A 22,635-nucleotide genomic window follows, 5' to 3' on the forward strand; every position below is an offset into this window, starting at 1 on the left:
TATGCAACTGATTAGAAAAAATATGTCCAGAGTGATCACTACCTGCATCATGGGGGCTTTGTCCATTGTATTTCTTATTCCGCTGATCTGGATGATTTCCGCAGCCTTCAAATATGAAAAAGATGTAATGCGCTTCCCGATCCAATGGATTCCCGAGAAGATCAATGTAGCGTATAATTTCAAGATGGTTTGGATGGGACGGGTACCTTTCTCCCATTTCTATTTAAACTCCTTTAAAGTTGCGATTATTACAACCTGCATCACACTGATCATTTCATCTATGTCGGCGTACGCCTTGACCAAAATCAAGTTTAAAGGACGGAATATGGTCTTTCTGGCGCTGCTGTCGTTCATGATTATTCCTGACCAGGCCACGCTGATTCCGCGTTTTCTGCTGATTCGTTGGTTCGGCCTCTATGATACTCATGCTGCTATCGTATTAATGAGTATGTTCTCCATTTACTTCACGTTCTTGCTGCGGCAATTTATGATTGGTATCAGCGACGAATATATTGAAGCGGCGCGAATTGATGGTGCAGGCCATTTGCGGATATTCTGGTCTATCATTGTTCCGCTCTGCAAGCCGGTGCTCGCTACCGTGGCGATCATTAAATTTATCTGGACCTGGAATGACTACCAGAATCCGCTGATCTTCTTGTTAAACAAGAATCTGTACACTATCCCACTCGGTATGACACTGTTCCGAGACGATTATTCGAACAACTATGCGATTATGATGACGGCAGCCGTTTCGGCGATCATCCCATTGGTCATCGTGTTCATTGCCCTGCAAAAGCAAGTCATTAACGGAATCTCCTTGGGAGGGGTAAAGGGCTGACTTGCGGGTATGCAAAAGAGGGTAAAAGTCAAAAATGTGATCCTACTACAGCAAAATTGTGCACTTGGCCTGTACAGCGGGTGCCTATAATAAGAAATGAACAAGGCACTATACTTAAATTTCAGTGCGGGGGGAAGTAAAATGAAAACAAAGGGCAAAAAAAGATTATCCGTTGTACTAGGCTCCATGCTGGCGGTTTCCTTAACGTTAAGCGCTTGTGGAAATTCCGGAAATTCAGAGAAGAATGGCGGTGCTGAAGCCAGTACGAATGCCGGGAACACCAAGGTGGACAAGCAAGTCGCCATCAAATATTACAACTGGGACAATGAAGCCCAATCAGCAGGCACGGATGCCATGCTGCAGGAATTTATGGATCAGAACCCAAATATCAAGGTAGAGCATGTGACACTCGTTCCCGGTGATTCTGTGGAGATGCTGAAGAAACTCGACTTCCTGATTTCATCCGGCGAAGCGATTGACGTTGTTCAGGTACCAAGCCTTGGAGGCGTACTTGAACGGGCGACCCGGGGAGCACTTGCCCCGCTGAATGAATTCTATGAGAAGGATAACCTCGTTCCTGAGGATGAATATTATGTGAATGCTAAGGTAGACAACAACTATTATGGGATGCAATATACCAAGAGCAGCAACTATGTAATGCTGAACAAAGATGCACTGGATGAAGCGGGTCTGCCTGTACCTACTTTTGGCTGGACATGGGATGACTACCGCGACTATGCAAAAAAACTGACCAAAGGTGAAGGCGTAGACAAACGTTACGGCACATACTTCCACACCTGGGAGTTGTATATGAACGCACCGGCCCAAACGATGATGAAAGATCCATTCGTGTATGATGACGGGACGACCATTTTCGCGGATCCAACCTATAAATACTTCTTCCAGCTGCGCAAAGATATGGAGTCTGCTGATAAATCTGCGAAAACTTATGCAGACGCTTTAGCGGCTAAGCTCAATTACCGCACGGAATTCTTTAATGAAGAAGCCGCTATGATTCTGGCTGGTAACTGGACGATTGCTGATCCGGGCAATACAGAGCAGTATCCGCATGATTTCAAGACAGCTTTTGCTCCGGTACCGGTGCCTCCGGCAGGATCGGAACCGAAAGAATACGAGGGCAAATACTTCACCAGCGGCAATATGCTGGCGATGGGCGCTACTTCGAAGAACAAAGAGGCGTCTTTCCAACTGATGAGATTTATGTCAACGGCTGTTAGTGATAACAGACTGGAATTCTCCGGTTATAAAAAAGCGGATAATGAAGCCTTGCTGACCAAACTGGTAGCTGGCAAAGAGGATATGTATGATATGGATTCACTCAAATATACACTCTTTGACAGTGCAATCCAGTTCCTTGATGGTGCGCAGGTGATGACGACGGCAACGTCCGAATTGACCAAAATAATCGATGACGGCTTCAGCAGATTTATGCTTGGAAATGAATCGATTGATAAGGTGCAGCAATGGATGGTTGATGAAGCAACAAAAATTATCAACGAAAAAGGTGTCATCAAATAAACAGGGAATAAGCAAGTATCACAAGTTGTGGACGAGGCTTTGGAAGGTCATCAACTGGCTTTCCAAAGCCTTATTTATATATTGGGTCTACACAAACATATGGGAGAGTGTAGAAATGATGGAAAGCAGATTTTCACAGAACAAGCCGGAAGAGAAATTGGCGCTGCCTTCTAGGGAACAGCTGGAGTGGCAGGACCTGGAGCTGGGGATGTTTTGCCATTTTGGCATCAATACGTTTTGCGATCAGGAGTGGGGAGAAGGCAATGATTCACCTGCGGTCTTCAATCCGCTTCATTTGGATGCCCACCAATGGGTTAGTACAGCCAAAGAAGCTGGATTCCGTTATTTTATACTGACAGCTAAACATCATGATGGCTTCTGCTTGTGGCCGACTGCGACAAGTACTTATTCTGTGGCTTCTAGCCCATGGAAAGAAGGGCGCGGCGATGTCGTGAAGGAATGCGCGGAGGCTTGCCGTGAACTTGGAGTTGGCTTCGGCATTTATTTGTCTCCGTGGGACAGACATGAGCCCTGTTATGCAGATCCGCAAGCGTACGATGATTTCTATGCCCTGCAATTGCAGGAATTGCTTACGGGCTATGGTCCGCTTACGGAAATTTGGTTCGACGGCGCAGGGTCGGAGGGCCGCAATTACGATTGGCAGCGGATTATGGATCTGATCAAGCGCCATCAGCCAGGCGCCATGGTGTTTAATATGGGGGCACCAACGATCCGCTGGGTTGGCAATGAGGATGGCGTTGCTCCTTATCCATGCTGGAACACTGCGAATTCTGCACGGGGTAGCATGTTCAGTGAAGCTTCATTGAACTGGCTTCCCGGAACGCCGAGCTGGGTGCCTGCGGAATGCGATGTGCCCATCCGTAAAGACCGCTGGTTCTGGCATCCTGAGGAGGAGCATCTGCTGCTGTCTCTGGAGCAGCTAATGGATATTTATTATCGTTCGGTTGGACATGGGGCAACTTTGCTGCTCAATGTAGCCCCTGACAACCGCGGGCTGTTTCCGGAGGCTGATGTGCAGCGGCTGCTGGAATTCGGCAAGGAGATAAGACGCAGATTTGACAAGGCTCTGGCGGTAACAGCAGGTACTGGAGATATTGTTGAACTGGAATTGCCAGCAGCTACTGTGATTGATCATGTCGAGATTATGGAGGATATCGCTTACGGCGAAAGAGTAGAAGGATATATGCTGGAAGCGTACAGCAACGGAGCGTGGCTGGAGTTGAAGCGTGGCAGTTCGATTGGCCATAAGAAAATCGACGCCTTCCCTCCGGTTGTCGCAGAGAAAATCCGCTTACGGGTGTCAGAAGCTGCCGCAAGCCCCAAGATCAGACGGCTTGCCGTCTACCACTGCGGGGAATCGTTAGAATAAATATTAATAAAGGAGGTTGTCGATAATGAGCCTGCTCACCTGGAACGACGGACACTATTTGCTGGACGGACAGCCTTATCGTATCGTATCGGGAGCCATTCATTATTTTCGGGTTGTGCCTGAATATTGGAAAGACCGGCTGCTGAAATTGAAAGCCTGCGGATTCAATACCGTGGAGACCTACATCGCCTGGAATATACATGAACCTAAAGAAGGGGAGTTCGTATTTGATGGCATGGCCGATGTGGTATCTTTTATCGAGCTGGCTGGGGAGCTTGGGCTTCATGTTATTGTCAGACCGAGTCCATTCATCTGTGCGGAGTGGGAGTTCGGAGGCCTGCCGGGCTGGTTGCTAGCTTACGGGGAACTCCAGCTTCGCTGCTGTGACCCTCTTTATTTAAGCAAGGTAGACCGTTATTACGATGAGCTAATTCCTCTGCTGGTTCCGCTGCTCTCCACACATGGCGGACCAATTCTGGCCGTTCAGGTAGAAAATGAATATGGCAGCTATGGTAATGACAGTGGCTACCTGGGCTATATGCGTGATGGACTGGTCAGCAGAGGGATCGATGTGCTGCTCTTTACTTCCGACGGGCCAACCGATGAGATGTTGCTCGGCGGAACACTGGAGGATGTGCATGCGACAGTCAATTTCGGCTCCAGTACAGAGGAATCCTTCCGCAAATATCGGGAATACCGCTCTGAAGAGCCGCTTATGGTGATGGAATACTGGAACGGCTGGTTTGATCACTGGATGGAGGATCATCATGTACGCGATGCCGGGGATGTAGCAGGTGTTCTGGATGAGATTCTGACACAGGGCTCCTCATTTAATATGTACATGTTCCATGGTGGAACCAATTTTGGTTTCTATAATGGTGCGAATCATATCGTCACCTACGAGCCAACGACTACAAGCTATGACTATGATGCCCCGCTCACGGAATGGGGAGATACGACGGCGAAATTTGAAGCTGTCCGGTCGGTACTCAGCAACCATGGATTTGCCCCGACTTGTCCACTCCCTGAGCCGATTCCGAAGATTTCTTACGGGAAAGTCGCTTTGACGGAAAGAGCGGAACTATTCACGGCTTCCAATCTGGAGAAGTTATCAGAGACGGTGAACAGCGTGTGTGTACAGCCGATGGAGAAGCTCGGACAATCCTATGGTTTTATATTGTACAGCACTTATGTGAAAGGGCCGCGCTCTAGACAGAAACTCTACATCGAGGGCGTGTGCGATCGGGCGCAGGTCTTCCTGGATGGACAGGTGCTTGGGGTGATTGAGCGCTGGAATCCGCTGCCACTGGAACTTTCCATCCCCGCTGGGGGAGCGCAGCTGGATATCCTCGTCGAGAACATGGGACGAATCAATTACGGGCCGCTCATTCGCGATCCGAAAGGGATTCTGGACGGGGTTCGGATTGATAACCAGCTGCAATATAACTGGACGATTCGTACTTTGCCGTTGGAACAGGAACAGCTGGCTTCACTAGCGTACAAGAAGCACCCGGTGGAGAAGCAGCAAGCTGCGACCCTTTCGGTTCTGCCCGGATTCTACCGGGGCAGCTTCGAGGCGGAGGAGATTGGCGATACCTTTTTACGATTCGATGGATGGAATAAAGGGGTCGCCTGGATTAACGGATTTAATCTGGGCCGTTACTGGAACGTTGGACCGCAGCGGGCGCTATATATCCCTGGTCCACTCTTGCGCAAGGGGTGCAATGAGCTGGTTCTTTTGGAGCTGCACGGCCGTGCGGAGACTTGCGAGATTGAGCTTGTGGACCTACCTGATCTGGGAAGAACTTCGGCCGTCGATGACGCCGTGTTGAATTTTGTGCAGGATGATAACTTGTAGATGCCTTTAGCTTTAACCAATTCTAAGATTGGGGTGAACAAATGCGTAAACCAAGTCTATTTTTAGTATTAGTTCTCATTGTTGATCTTTTTTCTTCCTGTGGGGGAGTTCTTTATCCCTCGTATAGCAGGGCATCTGCGGCTGCATCAAATCTTATGCTTAACGGAAGCTTTGAGAATACAACGACAGCCCTTGACTCAACCTGGACAGGGGTTACAGACGCTGCTCCGGTGGGCTGGAGCTTATGGGTCCCTACAGGTAGCGGGAAAGGCACGAATAAAACAGCGAATATCAAGATAGACGCTGGCACTGCGCATGAAGGAACCCGGTCCATGCTGTTCGATGCCTTTGCCACAAGCAGGATTTCCATCAATCAGGGGGTAACTTCGGTTATCCCCGGTAAATCCTACAGACTTAAAGTCTGGCTAAAGACGGACAACGTCACTGGACAGGGAGCCTACTTTAGAACACAGTATTACAATACTGCCAAAGTGGGAGATGGACCTTCCTCTCCCAAAATAACAGGCACACAGGACTGGAGTATGCAGCAAGTACTTCTAACTATGCCGGCTAACGCGACGAAGCTAGTCATCGAGCCTTTTTTGGAGACCGGAAAAGGAAAGCTATGGATAGATGATATCGCATTGGAGGAATATGCGGGTCTTACAGGAATTGCGCTAGACCGTACGGCCTTTTCTATGGTCAAAGGGGACACGGTTGCACTTCTGCCGACTTTATCCCCTATAACGGCGGTGGATAAAACGGTAGTGTGGACTTCGAGCAATCCAGAAGCTGCGACTGTGGACGCACTTGGTAATGTAATGGGTACGGGGATCGGCTCTTCGACCATCAAGATCGCCACACCGGATGGTAGCCTTGCAGCCGAATGTCTGGTTACTGTCGAAGCTCCCGACACGATACAGGCCTACAATAAACTGAGGCTGAAATGGTACGACCGATTAAGTGGTGGTCAATACGATGGGAGTGATCCTGATATAGCTGCTAGTATTAGCGCTCAGGCTGCATCGGCTGCTGTACTTTGGGAGAGTATGGATAAATCCTCCGGCCGCACCTCCTTGTGGAGTGATACCGCGAGCACTACAGATTCGCAGTTTATTACAAGCGCTTACAATCGCTTGAAGACTATGGCATTGGCCTATTCTGTGGAGGGATCGGAGCTTTACGGCAACAGCGTTTTGGCGAATGATATTGTAAGCGCAATCAATTGGATGTATACAAACCGCTATAATCCGAGCAAAAGCGCTTATGGGAACTGGTGGGACTGGGAGATTGGCACGCCGCAGATTGTGAATGATCTTATGGTGCTCATGTATGACCATCTAACACCGCAGCAAATCAATCAGTATCTTGCGGCTATTGATGCCTTCTGTCCAGACCCCAAAGTAGGGTCGGTGCTTGGCGTTAAGGGTACGAAGATGACGGGAGCAAATCTACTAGATAAAGCGCTTGTGGTCACGGTAAGAGGTGTGATTGGCAACAACAGTGCAAAGATCATTCAGGGCCGTGATTCCATTGGCTCCGAGTATGTGTACACGACCCATGGTGACGGTGTGTATAAGGATGGTTCCCTCGTTCAGCATAATAATATTGCCTATACGGGAGGATATGGTTCGGTCTGGCTCAAAGGGACGGCGGATATGTCTTATCTGCTGACCGATTCTCCATGGCCAATAACGGACCCGAATGTTCTGAACATTTACGAATGGGTGGCTCAGACTTACGAGCCTGTGATCTACAACGGTCAATTTATGGATTCGGTAAATGGCAGAGGTATATCTAGAAAAGGAAGCGGCAGCGCAAGAGGGTTAATTGTCACCTTGCTGCGGATGGCTGAAACTGCTCCGGAGAATATTGCAGTATCCATAAAGCAAGCGGCGAAGGAATGGATTTCAGCGAATATGACATCCGGCAATTATTATGAAGGGTTGTCGCTTGCCGATATAACGATTGTGAAAAAGCTGATGAATGACGGAAAGATCAATCCAAGAGGAGCTCTCATTAAGAATCAGGTATTCGCCGGCATGGACCGGGTGGTTCATCTACGCGAAGGTTACGGCTTCGGCTTGAGTCTGTTCTCGAATCGCATCTCGGCGTTTGAGAAAGGGAACAACGAGAACCTGAAAGGATGGTATACGGGGATTGGGATGACCTATTTATACAATCAGGATCTGACCCAATACCGGAATGACTTCTGGCCTACCGTCAATTCCTACCGCTTGTCTGGCACGACAACGGATGGATCGGGGCAGGGGATGGTGCCTGTGGAATGGAAAAGTTACATGAATCCGAAAACCTGGGTGGGTGGATCGTCGCTGGAAGGCCTATACGGTGCAGCAGGTATGGATTTCTCACTCTCCCAAGTGACCGGTAGCGATTTGCAAGGCAAGAAATCCTGGTTTATGTTCGATGATGAGATTGTGGCGCTTGGTTCGGGAATTTCTAAATCAACTGCCGGCCCGCAGTCTGTTGAGACGATTATCGATAACCGGATGCTTAACGAAGTGGGAAACAACAAACTTCTAATCAACGGAGCTGTAGAACCGTCACAGTCCGGATGGTCAGCGACGTTAAAGAACGTTCAATGGGCCCATCTGGAGGGTAATGTGCCAGGTGCCGACGTGGGCTACTATTTCCCTGAAGCTCCAAGTATACTGGCGCAACGTGAAGCCAGAACCGGCAGTTGGAAAGAGATTAATGCCACTCAATCCGATGTTCCCATTACACGCAACTATTTAAGCCTGGCAGTTGAGCATGGAGATACGCCTACGAATGGCTCATACTCCTATGTTCTGTTGCCTAATCGTGACATTTCAGGTACTGAGGATTACAGTGGCAACCCGGATATCGAAGTGCTGCGCAATACAGAGGATGTGCATGCGGTCAGAGAGAAGAAGCTGGGCATAACCGCCGCTAATTTCTGGAATCCAGGAACAGTAGATTCCATCAAGGCACTCAATCCAGCTTCCGTGATGATTCGGCAGATCGATCAGGAGCTTGTCGTTTCGGTGTCTGATCCTACTCAGTCGCAAAACCTATTGTCCCTGGAACTGGTTATACCGGGGTTGACACTGCTCAGCAAAGATAGCAAGACGGATGTAGTGCAAGCTTCGGGAAATACAGTTATAACGGTGGATGTGAAGAATTCTATAGGGGCAACGCATGTATTGAAATTTAATATTACTGAAGGAGAGACTCCAAAAGACGAATATGACGAGCTTCGTGGAAGATGGGTGGAGTATTTGACCGGAGGGCAATCCTTCGACCCGAATAACCCGGACATTGCCAAGTCTATAAAGACTTTATCCGATAAGATCAGTAATCAGGAGCGAACTGGATTCTGGGATACGATGAACAAGCAAATGAACCGTACTTATTTATGGAGCGATAAGCCGGGCAGCACAGCGGATGCTTTTGATACGGCAGCCTCTTATAACCGGTTGAAGGATATGGCTATTGCCTTTTCGACATCCGGCTCACCATTGTACGAGAATATGCAGTTGAAATCAGATATTCTGGATGGTTTAGATTTCTTATACGCGAATTGGTATAACGAAACTAAACTGGAGAAAGGCAATTGGTTCGAATGGGAGATCGGCATTCCGCTTGCTTTGGGAGATACGATGGCCTTAATGTTCGAGTATTTGTCAGCCGATCAGATTACCAAATATACCAAAGCCATTGATAAATTCTGCCCGGACCCAACCAAACGGACCAATCAACCCTCGTTGATGGAGACCGGCGCGAATCGGCTGGATAAAGCACTGGCAGTGGTCTTGAGGGGCATTCATAATCGTGACAGTGCGAAGATCAAACAAGGGAGGGATGCGGTTAGCCAAGTATTACCCTATGTGACCCGCGGAGACGGATTTTATGAGGACGGCTCCTTTATCCAGCATAATAATATTGCTTATACCGGCAGTTATGGGGCTGTATTGCTTGGCGATATGATGAAAATGATGACTTTGCTGACAGGGTCCTCTTGGCCGCTGACTGATACCAATATGAAGAATGTATACAACTGGGTAACGGATTCTTATGAACCTCTCGTCTACAGAAAATTAATGATGGATATGGTGTTCGGTAGATCGATAGCCCGGGGAAACCGGCAGCTCGTGCCTTGGTCGCATATTTTGCGGCTGGCTTCTTCCGCGCCACCGGAGCAAGCGGCCCGATTTAAATCGATGGTGAAGTATTGGTTCGAAGCCGATACGGTAGTAGAAAGTTATTACGACGGTCTAAGAGTAGCCGATATTGTTCTGCTCCAGACGCTTATGGACGATCCAGAGGTGCAGCCATCAGGAGACCTTACTGTGCATAAGCAGTTTTCGGCTATGGACCGGATTGTCCACCATCGGCCTGGATATGCCTTTGGGATCAGCATGTCTTCGGCCCGAATTGCCAACTATGAAGCGGGCACAGAGAATCTGAAGGGCTGGTATACAGGCGAAGGCATGACCTATCTGTATAATCAGGATCTGGATCAATATGCAGATGCATTCTGGCCGACCGTGAACGCTTATCGTCTGCCTGGGGTTACATCGGATGGGGCAAGTCGCGGTGCAGCCAAGACTACATCTAAAACATGGGTGGGAGGATCATCCATAGACGGCCTTTATGGAGCGGCCGGCATGGATCTGGATCCGGATAACAGCACATTGTCCGGTAAAAAGTCCTGGTTCATGTTCGATGATGAAATCGTAGCACTTGGGGCAGGCATTACAAGCACGGATAACCGCAAGGTGGAGACCATCGTAGATAACCGTAAGCTCAAGGCGAGCGGAGACAATGTACTTACGGTCAACGGAGAGGCCAAGCCATCCGCGCTGGGTTGGTCTGAGTCAATGAATCAGGTGCATTGGGCACATCTGGAAGGCAATGTTCCCGGCTCGGGAATCGGTTATTATTTCCCTGATGCCCCAACGATAGACGGTCTGCGTGAGTCTCGGACTGGCGCATGGAAGGATATTAATCAAGGGGGATCAACGGAGCCGATTACGAGAAATTATGCCAGCCTGTCGATTGCTCAAGGAACGAATCCGGTGAATCAATCGTATTCGTATGTGCTTCTGCCGAATCAGGATGAAACGGCGACAGCGCGCTACAGCAGTAGTCCTGACATCGAAATTATAGCCAACACGGATAGTGTGCAAGCCGTCAAGGAACAGAAGCTGGGACTTACGGCTATGAACTTCTGGGTACCGGGAATGATCGAATCCGTGCGCGCCAATCATCCAGCCTCCATTATTATCAAGGAGTCTGGAGATGAACTGACGATAGCCATTTCGGATCCGACACAGTCTCAATCTGTGGTGAATGTGGATGTCGGCAGAACCGCGCTGGAAGAGCTGATGAAAGATCCAACCGTAACGGTACTGCAGACCTCACCGAGGATTGAACTCGCAATTCATACCAGCGGGTCCAAAGGAAAAAGCCATGTTGTCAAGTTCAGAATTGATCCGAATGCCGAGCCTTCTGAGCCTTCCGATTCGGAACCAGACGAAGCGGCAATAACGAAGCTGTATGTTTCTGAAGATGCGTATGTCAATGGAGGATCGAAAGCTGCAGTCAATTATAGTTCGGTCAATTACTTGCAGATCAGAAATGGCAGCGGGGACACAGACAGAAGGGTTTATCTAAAATTCGATCTGAGTCCATTTCTCGGTGAAGTTGGTTCTGTGAAGCTGAATGTGTTCGGAAAGACAAATGACGGGGCAGGCACTTTGTCCGATATCGGTGTATTTGGAGTCCAAGATGATGATTGGACGGAGGCAACGCTAAATTACAATAATGCTCCAAAAATCGGTACTCAAGCTGCGCTGCAGACTTTTTCCGGACCGGAGCAGTGGCGGCAGTTCGATATTACCTCATGGGTTGGCACGGAGTTCCCTTCCGATCCGGTGATAAGTCTGGCTCTTAGGCAGGTAGGCTATAATCTCGCCACAGACATAAGAAGCCGTAAGAATGAGAATGGCAAATATGCCGCGTATCTGGAAATTTTGCCGAAAGATACAACACCTCCAGTCACGAAGGCTATCATACTTGGAGAAACAGGAGAAGGGGGCGCATATAAGGGCAAAGTCAATATCACTTTTGATGTCACCGACCAATCCAATGGGGGAGCTGTCGGCTGGGGAGTCAAGCGGACAGAATACCGGCTCAATGGTGGTTCATGGAGTACGGTTACTCAGAGCGTATATATCGAGAACCCCGGAACCTTCGGGATCGATTATCGTTCGGTGGATAAGGCTGGAAATGTAGAGCCTTTCCGACAGCTTCAGGTGACAGTCATGGAGCCTACAGAAAGAGTCTCAACGGCAATTAGCGGCCCGGAAAGCCTGGCTGTCGGGGAGACCGGAACGGCGGTTACTTCGGTAGTGTACAGCGATGGCAGCCGTTATATAGTAACCGAAGGTATAGTCTATGAGAGCAGCGATCCTAACGTCGCAAGTATAGGCAAAGATGGCCATATTGAAGCTAAAGGACCGGGCGTTTCGGTTATTTCATCCGTATATGACAACATGACCGCTTCCTATTTATTAAAGGTGTATGGACAACTGCCGGAGCTCGTCTCTATTTCGTTAAGCGGTCCGACATCCTTGGAAATAGGGCAGAGCGGTAAGGTGGTCACAACGGCGGTATATAGTGATGATAGCCTCCTTACGGTAACCGAGGGTGTGATCTACGAGAGCAGTAACAGGAAGGTAGCCACAGTAACGGCAACGGGGCAGCTGCAAGCACTTGATCCGGGCATGACTGTGATTACTGCAAGTTACGGAGGACGGCAGAGCAGTCTGAGGCTTCAGATTCTACAAGCGGAAGAGACTACTTCAACTGTTCCGAGTCCGCAACCACAAGTGCCTTCCGTACCGGAGGTAACGGCGGGGCGGCTGCAACTAAACGCAGCTTCGTTGAACGATCTTTCGGAAGCCATTGTCTACGAGGGTAAATTGAGAATGCTAGTATTGCCGGGGATGGCAACAGACATGCTCAAACAGAAGCCGCTTCGGGTAGAGGCTTCTAACTTTAATCTGACCCTTCCGGCAGCGGTGCTTCAACAATTGCGGGGTTTGATTCCTGCGGAGCAATTGGCCGGCAGCCAGATCTTTCTGGAGGCTTCTGAGGTGAATGGGGAAGCGGCGCAGAGAATACTAGCTAGCGCAGAGAAGAAATCTGGTGCAGTGCTAAACCAGGCAGGAGAGTTCCTTCTCTTTACCCTGTATATTGTTGCTGGTGACGGTACAAGAAGCATACTTTCCAAATTTGTTGAGCCCGTTACATTAGAGCTTAACGCCTACCCTGAGGCCAAAAGGAATTTGCTCGGCGGCTATTATTTTCCGGATTCCGGAAATATAGAGTATGCGGGCGGTTCCTGGCTGAAGGGCAAGGTGGCTCTGCGCACCGAACACTTAGGCACATATGCCGTGCTGGAATACAACAAATCGTATGACGATGTTCCTTCTGGACATTGGGCGGCGGCGGTTGTACAAGAGCTAACGGCCAAACATCTGATTCAAGGAGTCGGACTTCGGAATTTCGAGCCGAACCGCTCTGTGACCCGTGCAGAATTTACAGCTATGCTGATCCGCTTGCTAGGACTTGAAGGGAAATCATCTACAGCATTTGCGGATGTATCTGCGGATGAGTGGTATGCGGAGGAAGTGGCGCAGGCAGTAGAGGCGGGGATAGTCCATGGGGTGAGTGAGACTCGCTTCGCTCCAGAAGCCCCTATTTCCCGCCAAGAGATGGCGGTCATGGTGATGCGAGCCTACGAATATGTCAGCGGGAAAAAGGTGGAACCGAAGCCTGTAATCCAATTCGGTGACTTGCGTGCGGCTGCCTCATGGGCCCGTGAATCGATCATTGCTGCCCAAGCCCTTGGACTTATCCAGGGTCGAAGTGACCAGCAATTCGCTCCGGGAGGCTCAGCAACTCGAGCTGAGAGCGCAATGGTTCTATACAATCTTTTAGCAATTAAGACTGAAAAGTAAGAATTTGAAGCCAGGGCTTTGGGTAGGTTCAGTAGAACCATTCCAGAGCCCTTTTGGCGTTTAGAGAAATCGGCAGGTTTGGATGGGCAGAGCTTTCGTTGAGGTTTCATTTCTACTCGGTTTGTGAATAATGGAGGATTGAATAGGAAGGGAGCATTAGAGATGCAGGTGTATATGGACATTGTGCTTAGGGCCTTTGTTGCTATGATCATGCTTTTGCTGATCGCCAAAATATTGGGAAAACAAACGTTATCTAACTTGACCTTCCACGATTTCGTGACGGGTATTATATTGGGCTCAATAGCCGCGAACTTGGCGTTTAATAAACAGCTGCATTCTTCCTACATGATCCTGGCGCTTATAGTCGTTACCGTTACATCTTTTTTACTATCTATCATCGCTTTAAAAAGTCGTAAAATGAGAAGCTGGATTTCAGGTTCACCCACTGTACTTATTGAGGATGGGAAAATTCTTGAGCAAAATATGAAAAAGGTAAGGTATTCGTTGGATTCTTTGGATCAGGCCTTGAGAGAAAAGGAAATTTTTAATCTAGAGGTAGTAGAATACGCTGTGCTGGAAGATAACGGAATGGTGTCTGTATTAAAGAAACAAGAGTACCAATATGTTACCCGAAAAGATCTAAAGCTGTTGTCCGTTCCTCAGAGCTTTCCCGTTGAATTGATTATGGATGGAATAGTGCTTGCAGATAATCTTAAGGATAATGGCCTGACCCAAGAGTGGCTGGAGAACGAGTTAAGACGTAAGGGAAAACAAATTTCTGATGTGTTTTACGGGGTAAGAGGAACGCAGCAGCAGCTCATTTTTGACTATTATGAAGACGGGATAAAGAAACCTATTGATAAAGAATAGCTTTTGTTCATATTGGAGATTGACGGATACCTAAACAGCGTCTTATAATGTTTATATAATTATTAATTAGTTAATAAAAATATAAACGTTGAGAGGCGGTATTTAACCATGGCAGAACGTGCGATCCTTAATACTGACATTCGCAAAGGGACGATTAACAGAAATATTTACGGACATTTTTCTGAGCATCTTGGCCGTTGCATTTATGAAGGGATTTGGGTTGGAGAAGATTCAACTATTCCTAACACCAACGGTATTCGTAATGATGTCGTGAAAGCGCTTAAGGAAATTAAAATTCCTGTACTACGCTGGCCAGGCGGCTGTTTCGCGGATGAATATCACTGGAAAGATGGTATCGGAGCCCGTGAAGGTCGTGTACGTATGATTAACACTCACTGGGGCGGAACGGTTGAGAACAACCATTTTGGTACGCATGAATTCATGGAATTATGTGAGATGCTGGAATGTGAGCCTTACATTAACGGTAATGTGGGCAGTGGTACCGTTCAAGAGATGTCCGAATGGGTGGAGTATTTAACCTTTGGAGGCGTATCTCCAATGTCCGAGCTTCGCCAGCAGAATGGTCATCAAGAGCCTTGGGCTGTGACTTATTTTGGCGTGGGGAATGAGAACTGGGGCTGCGGCGGGAATATGCGTCCAGAATATTATGCAGATCTTTATCGCCAATATCAGACGTATGTACGAAATTACGGGGACAATCGTATTCACCGGATTGCTTGTGGTCCTAACGTGGATGATTATCACTGGATGGAGGTTCTGATGCGTGAGGCAACACGCTTTATGGACTCGATTACCCTGCATTATTATACAATTCCTGGTCCAGCATGGGAGAATAAAGGTGCAGCTACAGGCTTTGAAACGAGTGAATGGTTTAGTACATTAGAGAAAGCCCTTCGCATGGATGAGCTGATCACCAGACATGGCGTTATTATGGATAAATATGATCCGGATAAAAGAGTAGGTCTTATCGTAGATGAGTGGGGAACTTGGTATGATGTAGAGCCGGGGACGAATCCAGGATTCCTGTATCAACAAAATTCAATTCGGGATGCTCTTGTAGCAGGCGTGACCTTGAATATTTTCCATAAACATAGTGACCGGGTACGGATGGCAAATATTGCGCAGACGATTAACGTACTTCAGGCAGTTATATTGACCGAAGGGGAAAAGATGGTGCTGACCCCAACGTATCATGTATTCAATATGTTTAAAGTCCATCAGGATGCGGAGTTGCTGGATTTAGCACTGGAAAGTGGCACTTACAGCTTTGAAGGCCGTGAGATTCCTGAAGTATCTGCTTCGGCTTCCGTAACTGCTTCTGGAATCATCCATGTCAGTCTTTGCAACTTGAACCATGCTGCTTCTGCTGCTGTTCCACTTGAGCTTCGTGGTCTTTCCGGGAAGAAGGTTGAAGTGACAGGCACAACACTTGCCGGTGATAAAATTGATGCTCACAATACCTTCAGCCAACCGGAGGCGGTAGTGCCGCAAGCCTTCACTGCCTTCACTCTGGAGGGCGATCTTCTTAATGTTGAACTGCCTCCAATGTCAGTAACTGTGCTGGAGATTACGCCGAAGGCTTAAGGTGGTGTTACCATGTCAACAACATCAACATGCAAGGGATGCAGAGAGGATTATAAAGTTACGCCAACGCAGATTAATCGTATCTTGTCTTCTTCCATGTTTAAGCCAGAGTTTTGTGTTCCGGATGAAGTTTACGCTGAACGGGTTGCCCTTTGTGGGACTTGCCCTAAGCTGCACGAAGGGGTAACTTGCGTCGCTTGCGGCTGCATCATCCCCGTAGTAGCCAAGCTTAAGGAACGTAGTTGTCCATTGCCGGGGGGTGGCTTGTGGGGTCCCTTTATCGAAAAGAATTAAGCTAAAATAAGAGCCGCATTCGACTCTCCAATGGGAGGTGAATGCGGCTTTATTCTTGGTTATCCGTATAGAACAACTCAACGATTAGATCTTCATTATAATTTCCAAAACCTTTGCCAAAAAGAGTAATCCCGCCAATATGCTCGGCATCTTCATCTACGGAAAGCTTGAAAGACCACTGTTTGTCACGGATATTCACTTGATCAAGGGTAACTTCTGAGAGCTTCAAACCATCCATAAATGTACCTTTTGCTGTAATGCGCAGCTGCTTGAGCAAGCCGTATTGGTTCGTGAGTGCTGGCCACCAGGCCGGTGTATATTTACCACGGCTATCCCCGTAGTCACCGGGACTTGTCCAGAATCCAAGCTTCACTCCGTTCAGAGTGAATGTGATATCCGAAGGCCAATTATTATTAATGGAAGGTGCTTCGGAAGCAATTTCCATGGTTATAATCAGTTCCTCAGGATGCTGGCTGGAGAGGAGGAAATTAGGGATTTTATATTCGATAAATCCTTTGCCGAACCAAAGAATCCCCGCATTCATACGCTCAAGATCCCAGAAATAGCGGGGATCATCAAAACTGCCGATCACTTTCTCAGTAGTTGCAAGACCACAGGTTGGCTCGATCAGGAAGTCGGAGTAATGTCCAACCGGAATTTCCTTGCGATAACTTTTGCGCTCATTGATCTGTCTGCCTGGGAAGGTGATTTCTGCTCCTTCAGCAGCTAGAGTACAGATCTTTTGCAGACCACTTCGACCAGGTGCCATATGCGTCTGGATCAGTCCGGCAGCTTCCAGCTTACGCACATGCATAGTCATAATGGCGCTGCTCAAATTTACTGCTGCGGCCAATTCCTTAACATTCATAGGATTTTCGGCAAGCAAACGCAACATGTGCAGGCGTACTGAGCTGGCTAAAGCTTCATAGACGGGAAGGGATTCTTCCGACAGGTCAAGTTTCATAAATGGCCTCCAATTAAAATTTATGGGCTAATCGCCGATGATTAAGAAATTTATTAATAACAATATAAAAATCGACGTTTATTTCGGATGTATAGTTAATGATTATATTAGTTAAATACTTTTTTTACAATATGGGACTTTAAAAAAGAACGGAGCCTGTGGCTCCGCTCTCTTTTCAAATCAAATCTTGCTTAATCTACGTTCGAGCTATACTCTGCCTGTACTTCATCTGACTTGAGCGCTCTGCTGTAAATCTTCAGTTCATCAATCATACCCTTAAATGGTGCATCCCAATAGTTGACGCCTAGAGCGAAAACGCCGTTTTTGTTCTTAAAGACATTCGGGAAGCCCTCACCAGAGAACTGCTCTACTCCGTTGAGGTAAACTTTTACGGTACCATTGCTGACCGTAAACGCAACATGTGTCCATGTATTTACTGGAATCTTCATGGCAGAAATAGCATCATACCAAGCTTCTCCGGACCATAACAACGTTTTACCGCCACCGTTCTGAGGAACGAAGCTAATCCAGCTATTTTTAGTGGCAGCGCCGAAGAAAGTAGTTGTTGCATCTGTAAGTTGTTCAGGATTTAGCCACATAGATACGGTGTAGGTATTGCTGTCAATTAATCCATCAGGCAAACGGATACCGGAGGTACCGTTGAATATTGCAGCTTGACCGAGGACACCGTTACCGTATGTGATATTGCCTACTGTTGGGCTATCTACTTTTGCTCCTGTAACTTCGCCTTTTCCGTTCAATTGGAAGGAGTCATCCAGGTCGCCATCAAAAGCATAATGAGCTACTTTTCCATCAGTTACATTTACTGTGTAGCTGGCTGAAACTTCGCTTCCATCAGTCGCTGTTGCAGTAATTACAGCTTGGCCACCGACAGTTAGTGCTGTTACTATTCCGCTCGCTGCGTCAACAGCCACTACGCTGGAATCGCTAGAGCTCCAAGTTAGCGCCTTGTTTCCGGCATTGGTTGGAAGCACACTTACTTGAGGGGTGAAAGTATTTCCTACAGCTACTGATTTAACAGCTTCACTGAATGAAATATTACTTACTTTAATGTTCGTATCAGGCTCACCGTTTACAAGCCAGCCAACAGCTTCCGCAGACAATGCTCTATCATACACGCGGAATTTATCAACCAAACCTTTGTATGGTGCATCCCAGTAGTTCACACCAAGAGCAAATACACCGTTTTCTGTATCAAAAATATCTGTGAATCCTTTTCCGGAAGATTTCAATATACCATTTACGTACATATTGACTGTTCCAGCATTGTAAGTGAAGGCAATATGCGTCCACTGGTTAACTGGAATTTGTAAGCCTGTATCAGCATCTAGCCAAGTATCGCTACCGAACCAGAGTCTGGTGGTTGCTCCACCGTTTCCATATGGCAGGAGACTGAACCAGTTCGTTTCGGTTTTAGCACCGAAGAATACAGGAGTAAAAGCTTTTAATTCGGATGGGTTCAGCCACATCCCTACCGAATATGCGCTACTTTGAATTAATCCGTCAGGTAGACGAACACCGGATTTACCATCAAACTTGGCTGCCTGACCGTCTTTACCAGCCTCAAAAGTGATGTCTCCATCCTCAGTGTTGTTGATCAGATTTCCGGTGACTATGCCGTCAGCTGTGCGATCCCCATTTTCTGCAAGGTCGCCATCAAAGTCAAAGGCAGCTACTAAGCCGTCTTCCAGTTGCGTGCTCTTTTTTTCCATAACAACGGCGGTGAAGGTCTTAGTTACTGCGACTTCGCCTAGCTTAATTGTAGCAGTCAGTTCAACTGTAGCGTTTCCAAGTCCAAGTTCAGGACGAGTAACCTTACCATTGTTAGCAATTACAGCCTCATTGGAAGAGGACCATGAAATTTCTGCTCCGCGCAAGCCTTCCGTAGGAAGGATGATGTCATCGTATATTTTTCTTGTGTCACCAATACTCAAGCCTGCAGCAATATTGTTCAAAATCTGCTCAACGCTCATCGATTCCATCTGGCTGCCCCAGATAGTGATCCCTTGATCTGACATTGCGGTGAACGTCATAACATGCTGTTGGCGTGAGGAATCCCATTGCTTCACAAATACACCTTTGTAGAGATGTTGTACGGTGCTTCCATTTTCCGTTTCGTTAATGAGCAAATGAGCGAAGTACTCATCCTTCAATTCCCAAGTTCCGGTTAACGATCCAACGATCGTTCCGTCACTTTTTAGCTCGATATCTACTGTAGGTTTGATAATGCCTGAAACATCCTTGCCGTGGTTAACGAACTGATAAGAGCCGACAACATTATCCCGTGCTACAGCCCCAATGGTTTCACCCGTGTAACGATGTACGGCAGTTACTGGCCAGCCATCTTCGTTAGTGAACATTTGATGCACACGAAGTTCATGGGTTTCACCACGGAGTGGGAAACGAGTGTGGAAGAAGTTAAATATTTTACCCGTTTCATCATCATATTGTACCGAGTTATGTCCTGAGGACACATAACCATACGTTTGGAAATTCGGGTCTGCATTTTGATTTGTAAACATGAAGTTTCCTAATAGCTTATTACCATATGGTGTGTTGTCACCATCGGTAGTTAGAACAGCATTCTGTCCTGCTGCATCCGTATAAGGGCCGTCCGGATTTGTTGAACGGAACTGCCGCATGCTGTAACCGCCTTTGGAGTCAAGTCCACCGTAAGTTACATACAAGAAGTAGTAACCAGTCTCCTTGTCGTAAACGATATACGGACCTTCACCCGATTTGGTCATTCCGCCAGAAATATGGGTTCCGAAATAGCGGTCGATAATACGTCCATCAGCGGTCTTTCCATCTTTGCCTGGATATTTAGGTTCTCCGGTAGCTGGATCAATCTCCAGAATGAATATACCACCTGACCATGAACCATAAGTCATCCAAAGCTTGTTGTCTTTGTCGTAGAAAATAGTTGGGTCAATTGCATTTGTATAGGTTTTGTTTTGATACAAACCACCTGCATTAAACCAATCTGGATTGACACCTTCCAACGTTCCATTGTCGATAAGGTCCTTGATATTTGTATTGTCCCATTTCTTATTTACTTTACTGTCACTGTCATAAGCCTCTTCCTTGGTGAAACCGGAATAAATTACGGTATTTCCATAAGTATAAGGCCCTTCGATATTTTGCGAAGTGGCGTAGCCAATCGCCGAACGGATATAAGTAGAAGAAGCGCTGTAATACATCATATAAGCGCCAGTTGTTCCATCAGCGTTCTTATAATCGTTATTCCAGAATACGTCCGGTGCCCAGATGGAGAATCCGCCTTTACTGTCCGAATCGTTCTCGCCAGCCCATTTAAAGGATTCTGCCAGATTCTTGGACAGATCACCAAAAATCACGTTGCCCGGTGTTGTATAACCATTAGTGAACTGTGTCCAGTTCATCAGATCATCTGATTTGGCCGCATCGATATGGGAGCCAAATACATAATAAGTTCCATTATCCACTACCACCGATGGATCATGTACCGAGACATTGGTGAGTGCTGGTGCAGTTGCTCCCGGACTAGGTGTAGCCGTCGGATTTGGTGTAGCCGTCGGATTTGGTGTAGCCGTCGGATTTGGTGTAGCCGTCGGATCTGGTGTAGCCGTCGGATTTGGTGTAGCCGTTGGATCTGGTGTAGCCGTTGGGGCCGGAGTAGCTATAACTTCCGGAGCCGATGTAGCAACAGAACCGCCGTTAGATCCACCGGTGCCAGTGGTTGCCGTAGCCGTTGGAGTTGGTGTTTCAAAATGGATTAACTGACTGTACTTGCTATCAAAGATAACCTTACCCGTGCCTTGGATGGTTAGGATATCGTTGAAACCAAGGATTAGATTCTTGATTTCTGTACCTGCCTCTACACGCAGCTTGGCTTTTTGATTCAGTGTAACTTCAGCAATACTGCCTGCTGTCAGATGTAGTGTAGGCTCTCCCAACGCTTGAAGCTCAACGGAATCAAAGCTTCCTTTCAGCTTGAGGATGGAATCCTTAGGCAGCGTATTCTCAACAATAACCCGGCTGAAACCTGCCCCCGTTAGTGCATCTTCCTCTAGTATTGCACTGGAATGTACGCGTACGTTTGGTACGGCACTTGTGCCTCTAGTAACGACTCGCAGCTTGCCGTTATGCTTATCTACTACCATTTCAGCAGCATTGGAGTCGCTTAGTACGACACTGTTCTCACCGCCACCAGAAACGAATACTTTTCCCTTAACAGTGACATTATTCAGTGTGACATCGCCCTCAGCAATACCTTCGGTAAGGTAGAGATTCCCTGAGATTGTGGAGTTTTTCAACTCTACGCCTGGGCTGCTGATAACCATATTCCGAGTGTTAATCCCCGAATAGCTTCCGCTCTTAGGCGTGATTTCTCCGCCAAGCTTCTCAATCATGCGCAGTGCTTCCGCTCTTGTTACAGCCTGAGTTCCTTTAAAGCTGCCGTCAGTGTAACCTTGCAGATAACCTTCACCAAGTAAAGACAATACTGCTTCTTGGCTCCATTCTGGCAAATCAGCAGCATCCTTTGGTGCAGAAGTGCCAACAGATGAGTTGAGTTGGAACAGTCTGTATAACATTACTGCAGCTTCTTGCCGGCTTACTTGCTGTGCGGGTCGGAAGGTGCCATCGCTGTATCCTGTTACATATCCTGCAGCGGTTGCTTTTTGGATATCGCTGTAGTAAGCACCTGTCGTGGAAACATCCGTGAAGCCTATATCGGCTTTTTCCTGCAAATTAAAGACCCGATTAACCAGAGTAACCCACTCTGCACGGTTGATTTCTTGATTTGGCTTATATATTCCGTTTCCGTAACCGAGAATCAAGCCCTTATCTACCCAGGTTTGAAAATCTTTTTGTGCCCAGTGGCCGGAATAATCGGCAGTTTGTTGCTGAGTGGATAATGCGACTGCTTTGGAATCGCTTGCAGAAGCAGCAGAAATTAATGGAGCAGGCACTAATAGAGTGAGGGCAAGCAGGGAAGCGGTTAGTTTACCAGTAGTTTTTCTCAAATGTATGTTCCTCCGATTCTAGTGATGTAGAGCTTGTACACGCGTATTTTTCCAATTCCTCCCTTCTTTACTGAAAAAAATGTAAAACGCTTACATAAATAGCTACTAAAAAAACGCTTTCGAATATGAAAATGGTTTTAATTTATGTATTACTAAACCATAACACGGAAAACGTTTTATAATGCTCTCATTTTAAGCATGATATCAGCAAATAGTCAAATAGAAATTTAATGATTTATGA

At 47.3% G+C, this 22,635-nt stretch carries 10 protein-coding genes; 8 read left to right on the plus strand and 2 right to left on the minus strand.

The genetic code is table 11. The features are described 5' to 3' along the window. Position 1: 1 nt before the first annotated feature. From NST94_RS07660 to NST94_RS07695, 8 genes are all read left to right on the plus strand, one after another. A complete protein-coding gene (locus NST94_RS07660; protein ID WP_036675652.1) occupies positions 2-838 on the plus strand; it encodes a carbohydrate ABC transporter permease in 837 nt (278 codons plus the stop codon). Positions 839-979: 141 nt separating this feature from the next. Next, complete coding sequence (locus NST94_RS07665) at positions 980-2,377, plus strand: extracellular solute-binding protein (protein WP_076100552.1); 1,398 nt, start codon at positions 980-982, stop codon at positions 2,375-2,377. A gap of 115 nt (positions 2,378-2,492) precedes the next feature. Further along, the gene (locus NST94_RS07670) at positions 2,493-3,767 is read left to right on the plus strand and encodes an alpha-L-fucosidase (protein ID WP_339172434.1); all 1,275 of its coding nucleotides are present in this window, start codon (positions 2,493-2,495) and stop codon (positions 3,765-3,767) included. Between the two features lie 25 nt (positions 3,768-3,792). After that, positions 3,793-5,625, plus strand: a complete 1,833-nt coding sequence (locus NST94_RS07675; RefSeq protein WP_339281851.1) for a beta-galactosidase family protein — start codon at positions 3,793-3,795, stop codon at positions 5,623-5,625. A 155-nt stretch (positions 5,626-5,780) separates the two neighbouring features. Beyond that, positions 5,781-13,634 (plus strand): polysaccharide lyase family 8 super-sandwich domain-containing protein, encoded by a 7,854-nt coding sequence (locus NST94_RS07680; protein WP_339281852.1) that lies wholly within the window; start codon positions 5,781-5,783, stop codon positions 13,632-13,634. 162 nt (positions 13,635-13,796) lie between these two features. After that, positions 13,797-14,504, plus strand: a complete 708-nt coding sequence (locus NST94_RS07685) for a DUF421 domain-containing protein (RefSeq protein WP_076184726.1) — start codon at positions 13,797-13,799, stop codon at positions 14,502-14,504. Positions 14,505-14,612: 108 nt separating this feature from the next. After that, entirely contained in the window at positions 14,613-16,109 is a 1,497-nt protein-coding gene (locus NST94_RS07690; protein ID WP_076281117.1) for an alpha-N-arabinofuranosidase, read from the plus strand. Between the two features lie 12 nt (positions 16,110-16,121). Continuing rightward, entirely contained in the window at positions 16,122-16,403 is a 282-nt protein-coding gene (locus tag NST94_RS07695) for a DUF6171 family protein (protein WP_076100542.1), read from the plus strand. 49 nt (positions 16,404-16,452) lie between these two features. Here the strand turns inward: NST94_RS07695 and NST94_RS07700 are convergent, their stop codons facing one another. Together NST94_RS07700 and NST94_RS07705 are read right to left on the minus strand one after the other, a co-directional pair. Further along, complete coding sequence (locus tag NST94_RS07700) at positions 16,453-17,367, minus strand: ArsR family transcriptional regulator (protein WP_076100540.1); 915 nt, start codon at positions 17,365-17,367, stop codon at positions 16,453-16,455. A 191-nt stretch (positions 17,368-17,558) separates the two neighbouring features. Then, positions 17,559-22,394 (minus strand): LamG-like jellyroll fold domain-containing protein, encoded by a 4,836-nt coding sequence (locus NST94_RS07705; RefSeq protein ID WP_339281853.1) that lies wholly within the window; start codon positions 22,392-22,394, stop codon positions 17,559-17,561. Positions 22,395-22,635 lie beyond the last annotated feature (241 nt).

Origin of the sequence: Paenibacillus sp. FSL H8-0282 (genome assembly GCF_037963825.1) — a bacterium.
GTDB classification, from domain to species: domain Bacteria; phylum Bacillota; class Bacilli; order Paenibacillales; family Paenibacillaceae; genus Paenibacillus_AQ; species Paenibacillus_AQ odorifer.

Coding starts and splice junctions, on each gene's coding strand:
- NST94_RS07660 (WP_036675652.1), top strand. CDS start 2: ATGCAACTGATTAGAAAAAATATGTCCAGAGTGATCACTACCTGCATC.
- NST94_RS07675 (WP_339281851.1), top strand. CDS start 3,793: ATGAGCCTGCTCACCTGGAACGACGGACACTATTTGCTGGACGGACAG.
- NST94_RS07670 (WP_339172434.1), top strand. CDS start 2,493: ATGATGGAAAGCAGATTTTCACAGAACAAGCCGGAAGAGAAATTGGCG.
- NST94_RS07700 (WP_076100540.1), bottom strand. CDS start 17,367: ATGAAACTTGACCTGTCGGAAGAATCCCTTCCCGTCTATGAAGCTTTA.
- NST94_RS07680 (WP_339281852.1), top strand. CDS start 5,781: ATGCTTAACGGAAGCTTTGAGAATACAACGACAGCCCTTGACTCAACC.
- NST94_RS07665 (WP_076100552.1), top strand. CDS start 980: ATGAAAACAAAGGGCAAAAAAAGATTATCCGTTGTACTAGGCTCCATG.
- NST94_RS07685 (WP_076184726.1), top strand. CDS start 13,797: ATGCAGGTGTATATGGACATTGTGCTTAGGGCCTTTGTTGCTATGATC.
- NST94_RS07690 (WP_076281117.1), top strand. CDS start 14,613: ATGGCAGAACGTGCGATCCTTAATACTGACATTCGCAAAGGGACGATT.
- NST94_RS07695 (WP_076100542.1), top strand. CDS start 16,122: ATGTCAACAACATCAACATGCAAGGGATGCAGAGAGGATTATAAAGTT.